This window comes from Intestinimonas sp., from assembly GCF_026169115.1.
In the GTDB taxonomy this organism is placed as follows: domain Bacteria; phylum Bacillota; class Clostridia; order Oscillospirales; family Oscillospiraceae; genus Intestinimonas.
Genome location: NZ_JAPFEA010000025.1, coordinates 1 through 15,179 on the forward strand (window position 1 = coordinate 1; position 15,179 = coordinate 15,179).

15 protein-coding genes are annotated in these 15,179 nt (G+C 61.7%); 3 read left to right on the plus strand and 12 right to left on the minus strand.

Annotated elements, in window-relative coordinates; all coding sequences use genetic code 11:
• Positions 1-120: 120 nt before the first annotated feature.
• From lysS to Q0Y09_RS02230, 3 genes are all read right to left on the minus strand, one after another.
• A complete protein-coding gene (gene lysS / locus Q0Y09_RS02220; RefSeq protein WP_297716930.1) occupies positions 121-1,620 on the minus strand; it encodes a lysine--tRNA ligase in 1,500 nt (499 codons plus the stop codon).
• A gap of 28 nt (positions 1,621-1,648) precedes the next feature.
• On the minus strand, positions 1,649-2,128 hold the full coding sequence (gene greA / locus Q0Y09_RS02225) for a transcription elongation factor GreA (protein ID WP_297716933.1): 480 nt from the start codon (positions 2,126-2,128) through the stop codon (positions 1,649-1,651).
• A 108-nt stretch (positions 2,129-2,236) separates the two neighbouring features.
• Positions 2,237-3,064, minus strand: a complete 828-nt coding sequence (locus tag Q0Y09_RS02230; RefSeq protein ID WP_297716935.1) for a hypothetical protein — start codon at positions 3,062-3,064, stop codon at positions 2,237-2,239.
• 134 nt (positions 3,065-3,198) lie between these two features.
• On the opposite strand from Q0Y09_RS02230, the gene Q0Y09_RS02235 reads away from it, so the two are divergent.
• Positions 3,199-4,764 (plus strand): alkaline phosphatase, encoded by a 1,566-nt coding sequence (locus Q0Y09_RS02235; RefSeq protein WP_297716937.1) that lies wholly within the window; start codon positions 3,199-3,201, stop codon positions 4,762-4,764.
• A gap of 90 nt (positions 4,765-4,854) precedes the next feature.
• Entirely contained in the window at positions 4,855-6,027 is a 1,173-nt protein-coding gene (locus Q0Y09_RS02240) for a YibE/F family protein (RefSeq protein ID WP_297716939.1), read from the plus strand.
• Positions 6,028-6,081: 54 nt separating this feature from the next.
• Here the strand turns inward: Q0Y09_RS02240 and Q0Y09_RS02245 are convergent, their stop codons facing one another.
• The 6 genes from Q0Y09_RS02245 to Q0Y09_RS02270 all read right to left on the minus strand — a co-directional run bounded on the left by Q0Y09_RS02245 (position 6,082) and on the right by Q0Y09_RS02270 (position 12,322).
• Positions 6,082-7,248, minus strand: coding sequence for a S41 family peptidase (locus Q0Y09_RS02245; protein ID WP_297716940.1), 1,167 nt, complete (start codon positions 7,246-7,248; stop codon positions 6,082-6,084).
• 77 nt (positions 7,249-7,325) lie between these two features.
• Positions 7,326-8,606: a peptidoglycan DD-metalloendopeptidase family protein gene (locus tag Q0Y09_RS02250; RefSeq protein WP_297716942.1), complete on the minus strand. Its 1,281-nt coding sequence runs from the start codon at positions 8,604-8,606 to the stop codon at positions 7,326-7,328.
• A gap of 29 nt (positions 8,607-8,635) precedes the next feature.
• Positions 8,636-9,529 carry a permease-like cell division protein FtsX gene (ftsX, locus tag Q0Y09_RS02255; protein ID WP_297716944.1) on the minus strand — a complete coding sequence of 298 codons (894 nt, stop codon included), beginning with the start codon at positions 9,527-9,529 and terminating at the stop codon, positions 8,636-8,638.
• A complete protein-coding gene (gene ftsE / locus Q0Y09_RS02260) occupies positions 9,516-10,205 on the minus strand; it encodes a cell division ATP-binding protein FtsE (RefSeq protein WP_297716946.1) in 690 nt (229 codons plus the stop codon). The genes ftsX and ftsE overlap by 14 nt, the downstream gene beginning before the upstream one ends.
• 127 nt (positions 10,206-10,332) lie before the next feature.
• Positions 10,333-11,424, minus strand: coding sequence for a helix-turn-helix domain-containing protein (locus Q0Y09_RS02265; protein ID WP_297716948.1), 1,092 nt, complete (start codon positions 11,422-11,424; stop codon positions 10,333-10,335).
• 187 nt (positions 11,425-11,611) lie between these two features.
• On the minus strand, positions 11,612-12,322 hold the full coding sequence (locus Q0Y09_RS02270; protein WP_297716957.1) for a 16S rRNA pseudouridine(516) synthase: 711 nt from the start codon (positions 12,320-12,322) through the stop codon (positions 11,612-11,614).
• Between the two features lie 91 nt (positions 12,323-12,413).
• Between Q0Y09_RS02270 and Q0Y09_RS02275 the strand changes: the two genes are divergently transcribed.
• Positions 12,414-12,899, plus strand: coding sequence for a DUF4830 domain-containing protein (locus Q0Y09_RS02275; RefSeq protein ID WP_297716950.1), 486 nt, complete (start codon positions 12,414-12,416; stop codon positions 12,897-12,899).
• Between the two features lie 13 nt (positions 12,900-12,912).
• On the opposite strand, the gene Q0Y09_RS02280 is transcribed toward Q0Y09_RS02275, so the two are convergent.
• The 3 genes from Q0Y09_RS02280 to rpsU form a co-directional block, all read right to left on the minus strand.
• Positions 12,913-13,533 carry a hypothetical protein gene (locus Q0Y09_RS02280; protein WP_297716952.1) on the minus strand — a complete coding sequence of 207 codons (621 nt, stop codon included), beginning with the start codon at positions 13,531-13,533 and terminating at the stop codon, positions 12,913-12,915.
• 14 nt (positions 13,534-13,547) lie between these two features.
• Entirely contained in the window at positions 13,548-14,390 is an 843-nt protein-coding gene (locus Q0Y09_RS02285) for a mechanosensitive ion channel family protein (RefSeq protein ID WP_297716954.1), read from the minus strand.
• 388 nt (positions 14,391-14,778) lie between these two features.
• A complete protein-coding gene (gene rpsU, locus Q0Y09_RS02290) occupies positions 14,779-14,961 on the minus strand; it encodes a 30S ribosomal protein S21 (RefSeq protein WP_050618074.1) in 183 nt (60 codons plus the stop codon).
• Positions 14,962-15,179: the final 218 nt, after the last annotated feature.

Here is a 15,179-nt window from a genome sequence, read left to right on the forward strand (position 1 = left end):
AAAAAGGAGCGGGAAAAGCTAACGCATTTCCCACTCCTCGCGTGTTCTCTCTATTTGGTCGTAAATTGGTCGTAAATCTCGTTGGTCAAAGTCTCAGGACCGTTGAAATATCAGTGTTTTTTAATCTAACGGCTTCATAGTCGGGAACAGGATGACCTCACGGATGGTGTCGGAGTTAGTCAGCAGCATGACGCAGCGGTCAATGCCGATGCCCAGTCCGCCCGTGGGGGGCATGCCGTATTCCAGGGCATTGATAAAGTCCTCGTCCATCATGCCGGCCTCGTCGTTGCCGGCGTCCCGAAGGGCCAGCTCGTGTTCAAAGCGGCCCCGCTGGTCGATGGGATCGTTGAGCTCGGAGAAGGCGTTGGCGAACTCCGCATGGTTGATGAAAAGCTCGAACCGCTCGGTGAGGCGGGGGTCCTTGGGGGACCGCTTGCTCAGGGGGGAGACCTCCACCGGGTACATGGTGATGAAGGTGGGCTGGATCAGCTTCTCCTCCACCCGCTGGTCGAAGCACTCGTAAAGCGCGGTGCCCCAGGTGCGCTCACAGTCTTCCATATCCACGCCCACGGCCTCAGCGGCCCGGCAGGCAGTCTCGTCGTCGCTGATGGCGGCAAAGTCCACGCCCACATACTTCTTCACCGCGTCGATCATGGTCAGCCGCTGCCAGCCCAGGGTCAGGTCGATGTCGGCCCCCAGCCACTGGATGTGGTAGTCGCCCAGGATCTCCTTGGCGGCGGAGGAGATGATCCCCTCGGTAATATCCATCATATCGTTGAAATCGGCATAGGACTCATAGAGCTCAATGGTGGTGAACTCCGGGTTGTGCTTGGGGTCCATGCCCTCATTGCGGAAGATGCGCCCGATCTCATACACCCGCTCGAAGCCGCCCACGATGAGCCGCTTGAGGTGGAGCTCGGTGGCGATGCGCATATACATGTCGATGTCCAGGGTGTTGTGGTGGGTGATAAAGGGCCGGGCGGTGGCGCCGCCGGAGATGGTATTGAGGACGGGGGTCTCCACCTCCATATAGTCCCGCTGGTCCAGATAGGCGCGGACATGCTTGATGAACTTGGTGCGGATCTCAAAGGTCCGGCGCACATCCTCATTCATGATGAGGTCCACATAGCGCTGACGGAACCGGGTCTCAATGTCCTTCAATCCATGGAACTTCTCAGGCAGGGGGATGAGGGACTTGGACAGAAGGGTGACCTTGTGGGCCTTGATGGAGATCTCGCCCCGCTTGGTCTTGAAGACCTCGCCCTCGACGCCCACAATGTCGCCGATGTCGGTCTTCTTGAACTTGGCAAAGGGCTCCTCACCCAGTTCGTCGATGCGGACATAGAGCTGGATACGGCCCTTTCCGTCCTGAAGATCGCAGAACACGGCCTTGCCCATGCCCCGCTTGGACATGATCCGACCGGCCACGGAGACCTGTTTCCCCTCCATCTCGTCGAACTTCTCTTTCACATCGGCGCTGTGGGCAGTGACGACGTATTTGGTGATCTGGAAGGGGTCCTGGCCCGCATCCTGGAGCTCTTTGAGCTTGGCGCGGCGGATGCGTCTCTGCTCGGACAGATCCAGCTCCTCGGGAGCGCCTGCGTTCTTCTCTTCTGTCATTTTGGGTTCCTCCTGTTCCTCGCCTTTCTCAGGCCTTTTGAATATCTAAGACCTGGTAGCGCAGGACGCCGGCAGGCGCCTCCACCACCACGTCATCTCCGACGGCCTTGCCCAGAAGGGCCCTGCCGAAGGGAGATTCCTCGGAAATGAGGCCGTTCATGGGGTCGGCCTCCTGAGAGCCCACCACCTGGTAGACCTCTTTCTCGTCAAACTCCTTGTCCAGAACGGTGATCTTGCTGCCCAGGCGCACCGAATTATGGTTCTCGTCATGGTGCTCCTCGATGACCACGCAGTTTTGCAGGATGCCCTCCACCTCCGCGATCCGGGAGTAGAGCTTGCCCTGCTCGTTCTTGGCCTCGTCATACTCGCTGTTCTCGCTCAGGTCGCCGAAGGACCGGGCCTCCTTGATCTGATCGGCCACTTCCTTTTCCCGGACCGTCTTCAGATAGACCAGCTCGTCCTGGAGCGCCTTGAATCGCTCGGGGCTCAGTTTATACTCTTTCGCCATGCTGCTTATGCTTCCTTTCTGCGCCTTTTCCTATAAAAATGGGGGAAATCTCCCCTGGAATGACCATGTTTGGTCCAGATCTGCCATATAAATAGGGACACCTTTGCATTATCCTGTATTATATGTACTTTCCTCCGGTCTGTCAAGTGCGAAAATGGGGGTCACGCTGATCTCGTCCCGCTCCAGCCGGCCCGACGTCCACAGAACGGACAGCAGCGGCAGGGCAGCGGCGTCCTCGGGAAGGGCCCCCTGCCGCAAGCCGAAGCGGCAGCCTGCCGGGGCGGGCGTCTCCCCGGAGAGGTCCGCCGTCCGCCCCGGGAGGGTTCCGTCAGGGCGAGAGAAGCACAGCGTCAGATGGACCTCCCGCCCTGCGTGTCCCTCCACCGCCGGCAGTCCGAATTCCTGCCGCAGCTGCTGCCGGAGCGCCTCGCCGCCGGCGGGGACCTCCACCAGGAGCTGCCGCACCCTGGGGCACAGCTCCAGGGCCGCCGTCCGCAGGGCCCGGGTGACCCGTTCCCCCCGCAGAAGCACGCTGGCCAGATGCGGCGGGACCCTCTCCCCCTCCAGCGCCGCCAGGGCAATGGGAGCGGCCAGGGCCCGGCAGAGCTCCCCTGTCTCCACCGGACGCAGTCCCTGCTTGAGGACCGTCTCCCAGAAGGGAAAGCCCTCCGGGGCCAGCGCCCGGACCACCCCTTTTTTCCGAAGGGCAGCCGCCGTCCGCCGGACCCGCCGGACCGTCAGCCTGTCCCCCGGCGTCTCCCCCCGCAGCAGGGGCAGTCCGTATATCTCCTCCCGTGTAAGGCGGACCAGAAGGCGGTCCCCCGCCCCGGGCACGATATGGCCGATCATCGCATTCACCTCGGGAGAGGATATGCGCGCCTTCCCGATCTTATCCGGCTTTACCGGCTCTTTTCCATGTTTACTGGTTCTTTCCAAAGTTTTACCTCCGGCTGGTGGCACACGCAACCCACTTTCCGGTAGGATAAGTCTGCACCTCATGCGTGCGTCCGCCCCGTACCCGTCGGTTCGGAGATGCAGCGGACGCAAAATTGAAATGGAGGAAGAGAAGCATGAAACTCAAACGTACCCTGGCCATCTCCCTGGCCGCCCTGTCCCTGGGCGGAAGCCTGGCGGCCTGTTCCGCCGCAGCTGTCACCCCCAAACCCGCCGCCTCTCCCACTCCTGGGGCTGTGCAGACCAATGCCCCGGCCGCCACCCCCAAATACGTCTTTCTGTTCATCGGCGACGGCATGAGCTATCCCCAGATCCAGTCCACTTCCGATTTTCTGGGCGCACTTAAGGACAAAGATTACTGGCAGGCACAGCCCAGCCTGGACGACAACCAGGGGGCCGTTCTGGACGGCCCTGAATACCTCAATTTCATGAATTTTGAGGCCGCCGGCTCCGCCGTCACCTATGACTCCAACTCCTTTGCCCCCGACTCGGCTTCCACCGCCACCTCCATCTCCACCGGCCACAAAACCTACTCCGGCTCCATCAATGTGGACGAGACCGGCTCTGTGGCCTATGAGACCATCGCCGAGCAGCTCCGGGATCAGAAGGACTACAAGATCGGCGTCATCACCTCCGTCAACCTCAACCACGCCACCCCCGCCGCCTTCTACGCCCATCAAGCCAGCCGCAGCAGCTACTATGAGATTGGCCTGGAGCTCATCGACTCCGACTTCGACTACTTTGCCGGCGGCGGCCTCCTCAAGCCCACTGGCAGCAAGGGCGACCAGAAAAATCTCTATGACCTGGCTAAAACCGCTGGCTATACCGTAGCTATGACCAACGCCGAGGCCGAGGCTGTCGGCCCCGCCACCGGCAAGGCCATCCTCATTGACGAGGACCTGGCCGACAGCGATGCCCTGGCCTATGAGCTGGACCGCACCGACGACATGTGGTCCCTGGCCGACTATGTGGAAAAGGGCGTCGAGGTGCTGGACAACGAAAAGGGCTTTTTCCTGATGTGCGAGGGCGGCAAGATCGACTGGGCCTGCCACGCCAATGACGCTGCCTCCTCCATCCACGACACCAAGGCAATGGCTGATGCCGTTCAGGTGGCCATCGAATTTGCTGCCAAGCACCCCGATGAGACCCTGATCGTAGTCACCGGCGACCATGAGACCGGCGGCCTCACCATCGGCTTCGCCGGCACCGACTATGACACCTACCTGGACCTGCTGGAGAGTCAGAAGATCTCCTATGCCAAGTTTGACAGCGACTATGTGGCCGCTTACAAGGAGAACAAGACCTCCTTTGCGGATGTGCTCAAGGACATAGAGACTCTCTTCGGTCTGAAGGCCGCCGGTGAGGCGGGCGACAAGCTGGTGCTCACCGACTACGAGCTGGAGCAGCTCCGCGCCGCCTATGAGAAGAGCATCAACGGCACCGCCGCCAGCAAGTATGAGCAGGAGGAGTACGTCCTCTACGGCACCTATGAGCCCTTGAGCGTCACCCTCACCCACATCATCAACAACAAGGCCGGCATCTCCTTCACCTCTTACAGCCACACCGGCCTCCCCGTGGCCGTACTGGCCCAGGGCGTGGGCGCCGACACCTTCAATGGGTACTATGACAACACCCAGATCTATGTCAAGCTGGCCGCCCTGCTGGGCTTGACCGCCGCCTGAACCGCTTCCTCCCGCATCATTTGAATAGCCGCCCTCCCCCGCCCTTCCCAGGCGGAGGAGGGCGGCGCGCATCAAAAGGAGTTTTGCGCCATGAAGCATCCCCTTTCCCCGGAGACCATTCGCTACCATGCCCCAGTGCTGGTCTGTCTGGCCGCCATCGTCTTTCTGCTCCTCCTCCCCACCGGCTTTGAAGGGGCACTCCTCTACCGGGAAGCCGAACGCTGTTCCGCCCGGGTTCTATCGGTGGATGACTCCACCATTGTGGATACCGGCCTGGTCCGCTCCGGCGAACAGCGCTGCGAGCTGGAACTGCTCAATGGCACCTTCGCTGGTCAGACCGTCACCGGCATCAATATGCTCAACGGCTCTCTGGAGCAGGACAAGCTCTACGCCCCCGGTGACCGGGCCCTGGTGGTGGTGAGCCACGATGGGAACACCATCACCAACGTCACCATGTCCGACCACGACCGCCTGGGCTGGGAGGCCCTCATGGCTACTGGCTTCGCCCTCTTCCTGATCCTCTTTGCCGGCCCCACCGGCATCCGGGCCATCGCCTCCTTCGTCCTCACCATACTCACCCTGTGGAAAGTACTGGTCCCCCTCTACCTCAAGGGGTGGAATCCCATCTGGGTGGGGCTGGCCATCACCCTGTTCCTCACAGTACTCATCATTGCTCTGGTATACGGCTTTGACCGCCGGTGTCTGGCCGCCGTATCCGGCTCCTTCCTGGGTATTCTTGTCACCTGTGTGCTCGGCATCCTCTTCACCGACCTATTTCACATCCATGGGGCGGTGATGTCCTACTCGGAAAGTCTCCTCTACTCCGGCTACCAACACCTGGATCTCACAAAGATTTTCATGGCCTCTATCTTCCTGGGGGCCTCTGGGGCGGTGATGGACCTCTCCGTGGACATCACCTCTGCTGTCCGGGAGGTGGTCGAGAAGCGCCCCGATCTTAGCTGGAAGGAGGCCGTCCGCTCCGGGATCAATGTGGGGCGTGCCGCCATGGGCACCATGACCACCACCCTCCTCTTTGCCTATTCCGGCGGCTACATCGCCCTTTTGATGGTCTTCATGGCCCAGGGGACTCCGGTGGACAACATTCTCAATTATAAATATGTCGCTGCCGAGCTCATTCACACCGTCATCGGCTCTTTCGGCCTGGTCACCGTGGCCCCCTTCACCGCTCTGTGCGCCGGAATCCTCCTCACTCGAAAAGGCGATGCAGTCCAAACCGCTGTTACCCCGCAGACCGGACCCTGAACCTCAAAAAACTGCCGCCCTCCAGCTTTATCCTGGGAGGGCGGCAGTTTCTATTCAGCCTTTCAGCAGATCGACAGCCGCCTGGAGCTGGGGGTCGTCCTCCGGAGCCAGGACGCCGGCGGAGAGGGCGGCGTTCTGTTCCTCGGTAAGGGTGACCTCCCGGTCCAGGGTAAGGCCGGCACCGATGAGACAGACGCCGCCGCCGGTATAGTATCGGGCAGTGGACAGATTGACGGCGCCGCCGCTCATCAGAGGAAAGGTCTGCTGGGAAAAGCCCTTGCCGAAGGTGGGCTCCCCCACGATGATCCCCCGGTCCATCTCCTGGAGCTGGGCGGCAAAGAGCTCCGCCGCCGAATAGGTGCCGCCATTGACCAGCACCGCCATGGGGAGGTCTACACAGTCGGCGTCGGAGGTGACCACCCGCTTGGTCCCTGCCTTGGTCTCGCTGCGGAAGATATCCCCCTCGGGCAGCAGGTCGTCCAACAGGGCGGTGAGCTCATCCACATAGCCTCCGCCGTTGTTGCGCACATCAAAGACCAGCCGCTCCGCCCCCTGGACGACAAGTTCCTCCACGGCGGCCATGGTCTCCTGCGCACAGCGGCTGTTGAAGTTTTTGATGGTGACCAGCCCTGTGCCGTCAGAGAGGAGCTCTCCCCTGGCGGGAGGCTCCTCCACCCGCTTCCGGGTCACGGTGACCTCCCGGCGGCTCCCGTCGGGGCTTTCCAGGGTGAGGGTCACCGCCGTGCCCTCCTCGCCCTTGATGAGGGAGGCGCCCTCCTGCCGATTCTCCGCCGTCAGCGCCGTGCCGTCCACCGCCACGATCCGCTCTCCGGCGCGCAGGCCGGCCTCCTCTGCCGGTCCGCCCTCCGCCATCGACTGGATGAGCAGTCCCCCCTCCTCAGGGTAGGTCACAGTGACGCCGATGCCCACATAGGAATTGCTGCGGCTCTCCTGCTGGGCGGCATAACCCTCGGCGTCCATGTAATAGGACCAGCGATCCCCCAGCCCCTCAATGAGGGCGTCCATGGCCTGGTCCGAAGCCGTCCCCAGGTCGTGCTCCCCCACAAACAGGGTGTTGACCAGAGCCACGGTCTCCACCATCCCCAGGCCCTCCGGCCCCAGCAGCGCCCAGGCCCCGCCGGCCAGCGCGCCGACTGTGAGCAGCACGGCGAGGACTGCCGTCACAAGCAGAGACAGCAGGGAAAAGCGTTTTTCTTTCAATCAGAGCCCTCCTTCCAAAACGCCAAAGACGGGGCTTTCGCCCCGTCTTTGCAGCGGTGTGTCTGTTCGCCAGCGCCTCAGCGGTAGATGAACTGGCCCGCCAGGGCGGGATAATAGGTCAGCGCGTCGGTCCGGCTGCCGTTGACCCGGAATTCCAGGTGGAGGTGGTTACCGGTGGAGGAGCCTGTGGTGCCCACATAGCCCAGGACCTGCCCCTGGGTCACCACGTCTCCCTCGGACACCACCCGGGAATTCATGTGGGCATAGAGGGTGGAGATACCGTTGTCATGCTGTACCACCACATAGTTGCCATAGGAGTTGTTGTAGGTCGAGATGGTCACCACACCGCCCCGGGCGGACAGGATCTTGGTGCCGCCGGGCGCAGCGATGTCGGTGCCGGTGTGATTGCCCGGCCGGCCGGTGATGGGGTGGATCCGGGGGCCGAACACCGATGTAATGGTATAGTAGCCAGGCACCGGCCACTGCCAGCCGGAGCCGGGGTCAAAGCTGATCTGACCCGCGGCGATGAGGGCCTGGAGCTCCCGCTGACGCCGGACGATCTGGGCGTCGATCCGGTCAGCCTCCGCCCTCAGAGCGGCCTCCGCCTGTTCCAGCTTGGATTCGTCGGCCCGGATGCTCTCGATGAGGGTGTCCACCTCGCTCTTTTTGGCCTTGAGCGCCGTCTGCTGGCCCTCCAGCTCCTTCTTCTGGGCCTGTTGGTCGGCCCGGGAGGTCTCCAATCCCTCCTGCTGGGTCATGAGCGCCTGCCTGGTGGCCGCCAGGTCCTCCATGATCTGGTTGTCATATTCCATGATCTCGCTGACCATGGTGGCCCGGTCCAGCAGATCGGAGAAGCTGGAGGCCCCGAAAAGGATGTCCCAGTAGGAGACCCTTCCCATCTCCTCCATCACCCGGACCCGCTTGCAGAAGAGGGCGTACTGCTCCTCCTCCTTGGCCTGGGTCTCGGCCACCTGGGCCTCCTTTTCGGCAATGAGCTGATCGTATTGGGCGATGGTGGCGTTGATGCCGCCGATGCTCTCGTTGAGCGCGTTGATCTGCTGCTCGAGAAGCCCCTTTTGGGCCAGCGCCTGAGACTTGTCGTTCTGGATGTCTGCCAGCTGCTCTCCCAGGGCGTCGATTTGGTTGTTGAGGTCGGCCACCTGGGATTTTCCGGCGTCGATCTGGGCCTGGAGCTCCTCTTGGGTGACGGCCCCCGCCGTCTGGAGCACCATGGTCACCATGGGAAGCACCATCAGCAGCGCCATGAGCAGGGCAAGCAGCGCCACCACTTTCTTGTGCCAGTCCCGTCTGGGCCGTTTGGGGGGTGATTTTTTGGGGGTACGCTTTGCTTCGGACACGTTGTCTCTCCTTTCCCGGACGGTACAGGTCACACCTGCAGGAACTTGCGGATGGCCAGCAGACTGCCGCCCGCGCCGATGGCCAGGCCAGCCGCCGCAAAGGCCCCCAGCACCCGGAGGGCCAGGGCCTTGAAGGGCACGATGGCGAGGATCTGAAGGCCGCCGTACTCCGTGATGGCGGCCACGATGATGCCGTAAATGCCCCACTGGATGAGGAAGGCCGCCAGCGCGCCGATGAGTCCCAGGATCATGCCCTCAAAGATAAAGGGCCAGCGGACGAACCAGTTGGTGGCGCCACACATCTTCATGATGGCGATCTCCTCCCGGCGGTGGAAGGTGGCCAGCTTGATGGTGTTGGCGATGATGAACAGAGAGATGACCAGCAGCATGAGAATGAGGATCCAGGCCACCGCTCCGGCTACGTTTCGGACAGTGACGAAGCCCTGGGCCACCTCCAGCGCCGCCTGGGTGTCGGCAATGCCTGCCACCTGCCCCACCGCCGCCACCGTCTGGGCCAGGGCCTCGATGTCCTCCACATGGATGCGGAAGCGGTGCCGCAGCACCTCGTCGGGGAGCTCAAAGAGCTCGGCGTACTCACTGTCCACATACCGCTGCTTATAGTCCTCCAGGGCCTGCTGGGCCGTCACAAAGGTGGCGGAATCCACATTGGGGATGGCCTCCAGTCTGGACTGGAGGGCCCGGGCCTGGGTCTCGTTCAGCCCCTCGTCCACATAGGCGGTAAACTCGTTTTTAGCCTCCAGGTCCCCCAGGGTGTTGTCCAGATTGATGGCCACCAGGGAGAAGGAGCCCATGATGATGAGGCAGGCCACGATCATACACACGGCGGCAAAGGACATAAGACCGTGGGTAAAGATGCTGCGGAAGCCCTCTTTGACATGATAACCCATATTATACTGACCCATTGTTGTAATACCCACCCATTCCGTCGCTGATGATCCGTCCGCTTTCGATTGCCACCACCCGCTTGGAGAAGCGGTTGACCAGCTCCTTTTCATGGGTCACCACCATGACGGTGGTGCCCAGCTCATTGATCTTCTCCAGGAGCATCATGATCTCCAGGGAGCGTTGAGGGTCCAGGTTTCCGGTGGGCTCATCGGCCACGATGACCTGGGGATTGTTCACCAGCGCCCGGGCGATGGCCACACGCTGCTGCTCGCCGCCGGAGAGCTCTGTGGGGAGCCGGTCCCCCTTGTGGTCCAGTCCCACCAGCTGCAAAACATAGGGCACCCGTTTCCGGATCTCCCGGGGCGAGGCCCCCACTACACGCATGACGAAGGTCAGATTCTCCTCCACAGTCTTCTTCTCGATGAGCCGGAAGTCCTGGAAAATGACCCCCAGAGTGCGGCGCATGTAGGGGATCTGACGGGGGCGGATGTTGTTGAGGTTGTACCCGTTGACCATCAGACGGCCACCGGTGCAGGTCACCTCTCCGGTGATGAGCTTCAAAATGGTGGACTTTCCCGAACCGGAGGGGCCCACCAGGAAGACGAACTCTCCGTCTTCGATCTTCATGGAGACACCCTTGAGCGCCCGGGTGCCGTTGTCATAGGTCTTTTGCACGTCGATGAGCCGAATCATATACCCATTCCTCTCAGACAGGACACAAAGACAGCGGCGGGAGCAGGTCCCCCGCCCTACCAAAAAACGCGAGACTGAACCTCGGTAGGACGGGGGCTCCGCCCCCGCCGCAGATCATGTTCGATTTTTAGGATTCGATGCCTCGGGACACCAGATACTTCTTGACCATCAGCGCCACCTTGAAGGTGATGGCGTCGTCAAACTCCCGCAGGTCCAGACCGGTGAGCTTCTTGATCTTCTCCAGCCGGTAGACCAGGGTATTCCGGTGGACAAAGAGCTTCCGGGCCGTCTCGGAGACGTTCAGGTTGTTCTCAAAGAACTTGTTGATGGTGAAAAGGGTCTCCTGATCCAGGGAGTCGATGGGGTTTTTCTTAAAGACCTCCTGAAGGAACATCTCACACAGGGTGGTGGGCAGCTGGTAGATGAGCCGGCCAATGCCCAGATTCTCATAGTTGATGATGGATTTCTCGGTGTCAAAGACCTTGCCCACATCAATGGCCACCTGGGCCTCCTTATAGGCCCGGGCCAGCTCCCGGATGTGGCCCACCACCGTGCCGACGCCGATGACCACCTTCAGCCCCAGCTCGTTCTTGAGGGCGTTCTCCACCTGCTCGGCGATGCGGTAGAGGTCCTTGGCCTCCACCCCATCCCCCAGCTGCTTGATGAGGGCCAGATCCGTCTCGTTGATGGAGAGGACAAAGTCAGACTGCTTGTCCGGGAACAGGGACTGCACCACGTCGATGGAGGCCATGTCGGTGCTCCCCACCTGACGGATGAGGAAAACAGCCCGGGGCACCTCGGAGACAAAATGGAGCTCCTTGGCCCGGACGTAGATATCGCCCAGGAGAATATTGTCGGAAATGATGCTCTTGACAAAGGTGGCCTTGTCGTGCTTTTCTTCGTAATAGGCTTTGGCCCCGTTGAGCGCCACCACGGCCATGGCACACACCGTCCGGGCGGTCTCATCCTCTCCCCGGGCAAAGGCGGCATAATCAAACTGGGAGCTCCACCCCGCCAGCGGCTTGAAGGTGTTGCCGCCAAAGGAGACCAGCTCAGCATCGGCGGCGTTCACCGCCTCCACCGCGCCGGACCACTTTTCTCCAATGCAGGTGAGCTCGTTGCAGGCTACCACCGTTCCTTCGGAATCGATGACGCCGATGGCGCGGTCGGTGCTGTCCTTCATCTGCAAAACCACGCTTTGGAAAATCCGGCTGGACATCGTGCGTTGCCCCCTTCTCTCAGCGCATGAAGGCGCTGGATCTCTCTGACTGCGGGGTCCTGCGAACTCGCAACCCCGTCTTTTTTATTATACCGGTTTTTTTCTCCCTTTTCAATAGGCAACTCGCATTTTTTTGTGAAAAATGCCGAAGCCGCTCTGTCCCTGTCCTGTGGGGGGCCGCCCCGGCTCAGGGCAGGGCCTCCAGCGCCGCCCGCTCCGCCGCCGTGAGGGGCCGCCACATGCCCGCCTCCAACGCCGGGTCCAGGTGGATGGGCCCCATGGACAGCCGCTTGAGGTACAAAACCGGCTTGCCCCGGTCAGAGAGCATCCGCTTGACCTGGTGATACTTCCCCTCCCGGAGGGTGACCAGCCCGGTATCCGGGCTCGATAGGACCTCCAGCTCCGCCGGCAGGCACCGCAGCCCGTCTTCCAGGGTCATTCCAGCCCGGAAGGCGGCGGCGTCCGCCCCGTCCAGCACGCCGTCCACCCGGACGAAGTAGACCTTGTCCACATGCTTTTTGGGGGCGAGCAGCCGGTGCCCCAGGGGCCCGTCGTTGGTGAGGAGAAGGAGCCCTTCGGTGTCCTTGTCCAACCGGCCCACGGGAAAGAGCCCGATCCGGCGGAGATGCGGGGGCAGCAGGTCCAGCACTGTGGGCTGCCTGGGGTCCTCGGTGGCGGAGAGCACCCCGCCCGGCTTGTGGAGCATGACGTAGACATACCGCTCGCCGTCCACCGGTTCCCCGTCCACCGCCAGCACCGTGGCCGCCCGCTCGAATTTGTCCTCCGGCCGGCCCACCACGGCCCCGTCCGCCGTTACCCGCCCGGCCTTCACCAGGTCCTTCACCTCCCGGCGGGACCAGCGCCCGGTGCCCGAGAGGATCTTGTCCAACCGCTCCAATGCCATGTCTGTGCGCTCCTTTTCCTGGTCATAACAGCGCCCCTTCCCGCATATCCATCCCTTGAGACCAGCATGGAAGGAGCGTTGCGCTGTGTTTATCTGGACTGCCAAGCTGCGCCGTGGGAGACTGGCCGCCGGGGCGGCTGCCCTGCTGCTGGCGCTGTGCGGAGCCGCCGTCCTCACCTCCGGAGTCCTCTCCGCCGGGGAGGTGGACGCCGTCTCCCCCGCCCCCGCCAGCCCCAAGGGCGTCAAAACCAACGAGGACCGGGTGGCCTACCTGGAGAGCTACGGCTGGACCGTCTCCCCCGAGCCCCTGTCGGTGGAGGAGCTCCTCATCCCCGAGGAATTCGACGAGACCTATACCCAGTATCTGGACCTCCAGGCCCAGCAGGGCTTTGACCTCACCCAGTACAGGGGCAAGCGGGTGAAGCGATACGCCTATGCGGTGACCAATTACCCCTCCGGGGAGAGCGGCGTGGAGGCCGGGCTGCTCCTCTACAAAAACACCGTGGTGGCCGGCGAGGTCCTCTCGGCCAGCCTGGGGGGCTTCATCCAGGGGCTGGCTATGCCGGGCTGACCGCCCAGGCCCCTCAGTCCCCGTTCAGCAAGGCGTGATAGGCATGGTAGAGGAATATCAGATATATGATGAGACAGGTCAGCCGTACGATCCCCATCACCAGGGAGGACACGAAAGAAAAGGCCATCACACTGGCGGTCCCTATTGCGGTCATTAAGGATAGTATAAAGGTTGCCGCCACAGTGAAAAGCAAACTGAGCACCACATTGGCCAGATAGAATTTCCACGCTGCCCTTCCCCGTGCGGCCTCCGCGTCGAAGCCACCGGCGGTGAGGAGCTCCCCCGCCGCCGTGCAGATCAGGTAGACGATGTAGAATTGCAGAATGAAAACCGCCACGGTGAAGAGCATCCCCAGCCCCGTGATGGCCCTCAGCGGAAGGATACGGGGGCCCACACCATAGATTAGAGTGGTCAGACCGCTGATCGCCAGTTGGGCAACGGTCAGGTGAAGGGCCCGCCGGAACAGGGGGTGACTGGGCGCCGCCCTATGCAGGCCCACCAGGCTCAGGATCAGAGCGGCCAGCTCCAGTCCACTTTCCAGAAGCCCCGCCAGCACGACGGAGACCATCAGGAGCAGTTCCGCAAGAAACAGCAGTTTGAGTCCCTTTCCGGCCAGCTGGTTGGTTTCGTACATGGCAGCAACCTCCTTTACTCCTTCATGATGTGGACGTTCAAATGGTTGTAGGTGAGCTCCACCCCCTCCCGGTCAAAGGCCGCCCGGACCTGCTCCAGCAGATCAAAATACAGGTCCCAATAGTCCTCGGTGGCACACCAGGCCCGGAGGGTGTAGCTCACGCTGCTCTCCCCCAGTTCGGTGGTGCGGACGAAGGGCTCCGGGGTAAAGAGGGCCTTGGGGTGGGCCCCGATGACCTGCCGCATGATCTCCTTCACCTGCTCCGGGTCGGCGTCGTAGGAGACCGTGAAGGTGAGATCCACCCGGCGCTGCTCCTGTTTGTTATAGTTGACGATCTTCTCCCCCGAGATCTCGCCGTTGGGGATGAAGATGATCTTGTTGTCGATGGTTTTCAGCTTGGTGTAGATAAGGCCGATCTCATGGACCGTGCCGGCCACGCCGCCGGCCTCCACATAGTCGCCCATGGCAAAGGGCCGGGAGGCCATGACCATGATGCCGCCCGCCAGATTGGACAGGCTCCCTTGCAGGGAGAGGGAGAGGGCTACGCCGATGACGCCCAGCACGGTCACCAGGGAGTTGACGGGGAACTCCAGATACCCCGCCACCACCAGACCTGTGACGATCCAGAGGAGGACTTTCAGGCAGGAACGGGTAAATTTGTGGACGGTGGGCTCCACCTTCAAACGGGTCATGGTCCGGTCAATGAGGGTCATCACCGTCTTCATCACCGCCAGACAGAACAAAAAGAGCACCACGCTGTAAAGGGCCTTGCTCCAGGTCATTCCCCTGGCGATCTGCTCAAAGGCTTCCACCGTCTCCTCCGGTGTGGCGCTGGCGGCAGGCAGCTCCGCGGACATGGGGATCATCCTCCCTTTTCACAAAATCTTTGGTTCAGTATATCATGAAATGGGGAAAAAGAGAACCCGTCTGTCGAAATACGGCGCCGCTGCCGCCCCTCGCACTCCCCCGCCGGAAGCAGGCCCCTTTCCATCCACCGGCACACATTCCGCAATACAAAAGCCCAGCGCCTTGCGGCGCTGGGTCAAAATGCCGTTACTTCCCCGGCTGAGCCAGGGAAGTCCTCGCTCCGCTCGCCGCGGCTCTGCCGCGGGGCATTCGATCCCACGCGAGGCGGGCTGCCGCCCCCTCGCACTCCCCCGCCGGAAGCAGGCCCCTTTTCGCCCACCGGCACACATTCCGCAATACAAAAGCCCAGCGCCTTGCGGCGCTGGGCTTTTATGCGCATCAATAGAACTTCTTACGGTTCTTACGGGCGGCCTCGGACTTCTTACGGCGCTTGACACTGGGACTCTCGTAGTGCTCGCGCTTACGCACCTCAGCCAGCACTCCGGACTTGGCGCAGCTGCGCTTGAAACGCTTCAGCGCGCTCTCCAGAGACTCGTTTTCTCTCACATGGACTTCCGACATCTATTTCCCCTCCCTCCGAAGTGGCGACACCCACCACATAAAGGGCCATATTTATGGCTTTAACAGTAGTATTATATGCAATTACGGACCGCTTGTCAAGAGGGCATTTCCAGAGATGCTCAAGCTTTGTGTAGGACTACAATACATATTGGACATCTGAATAAAAAAGGATGAAGGAAACGGCCTCATCGGTTAAAGTTGAGTTGCGATACTTAACC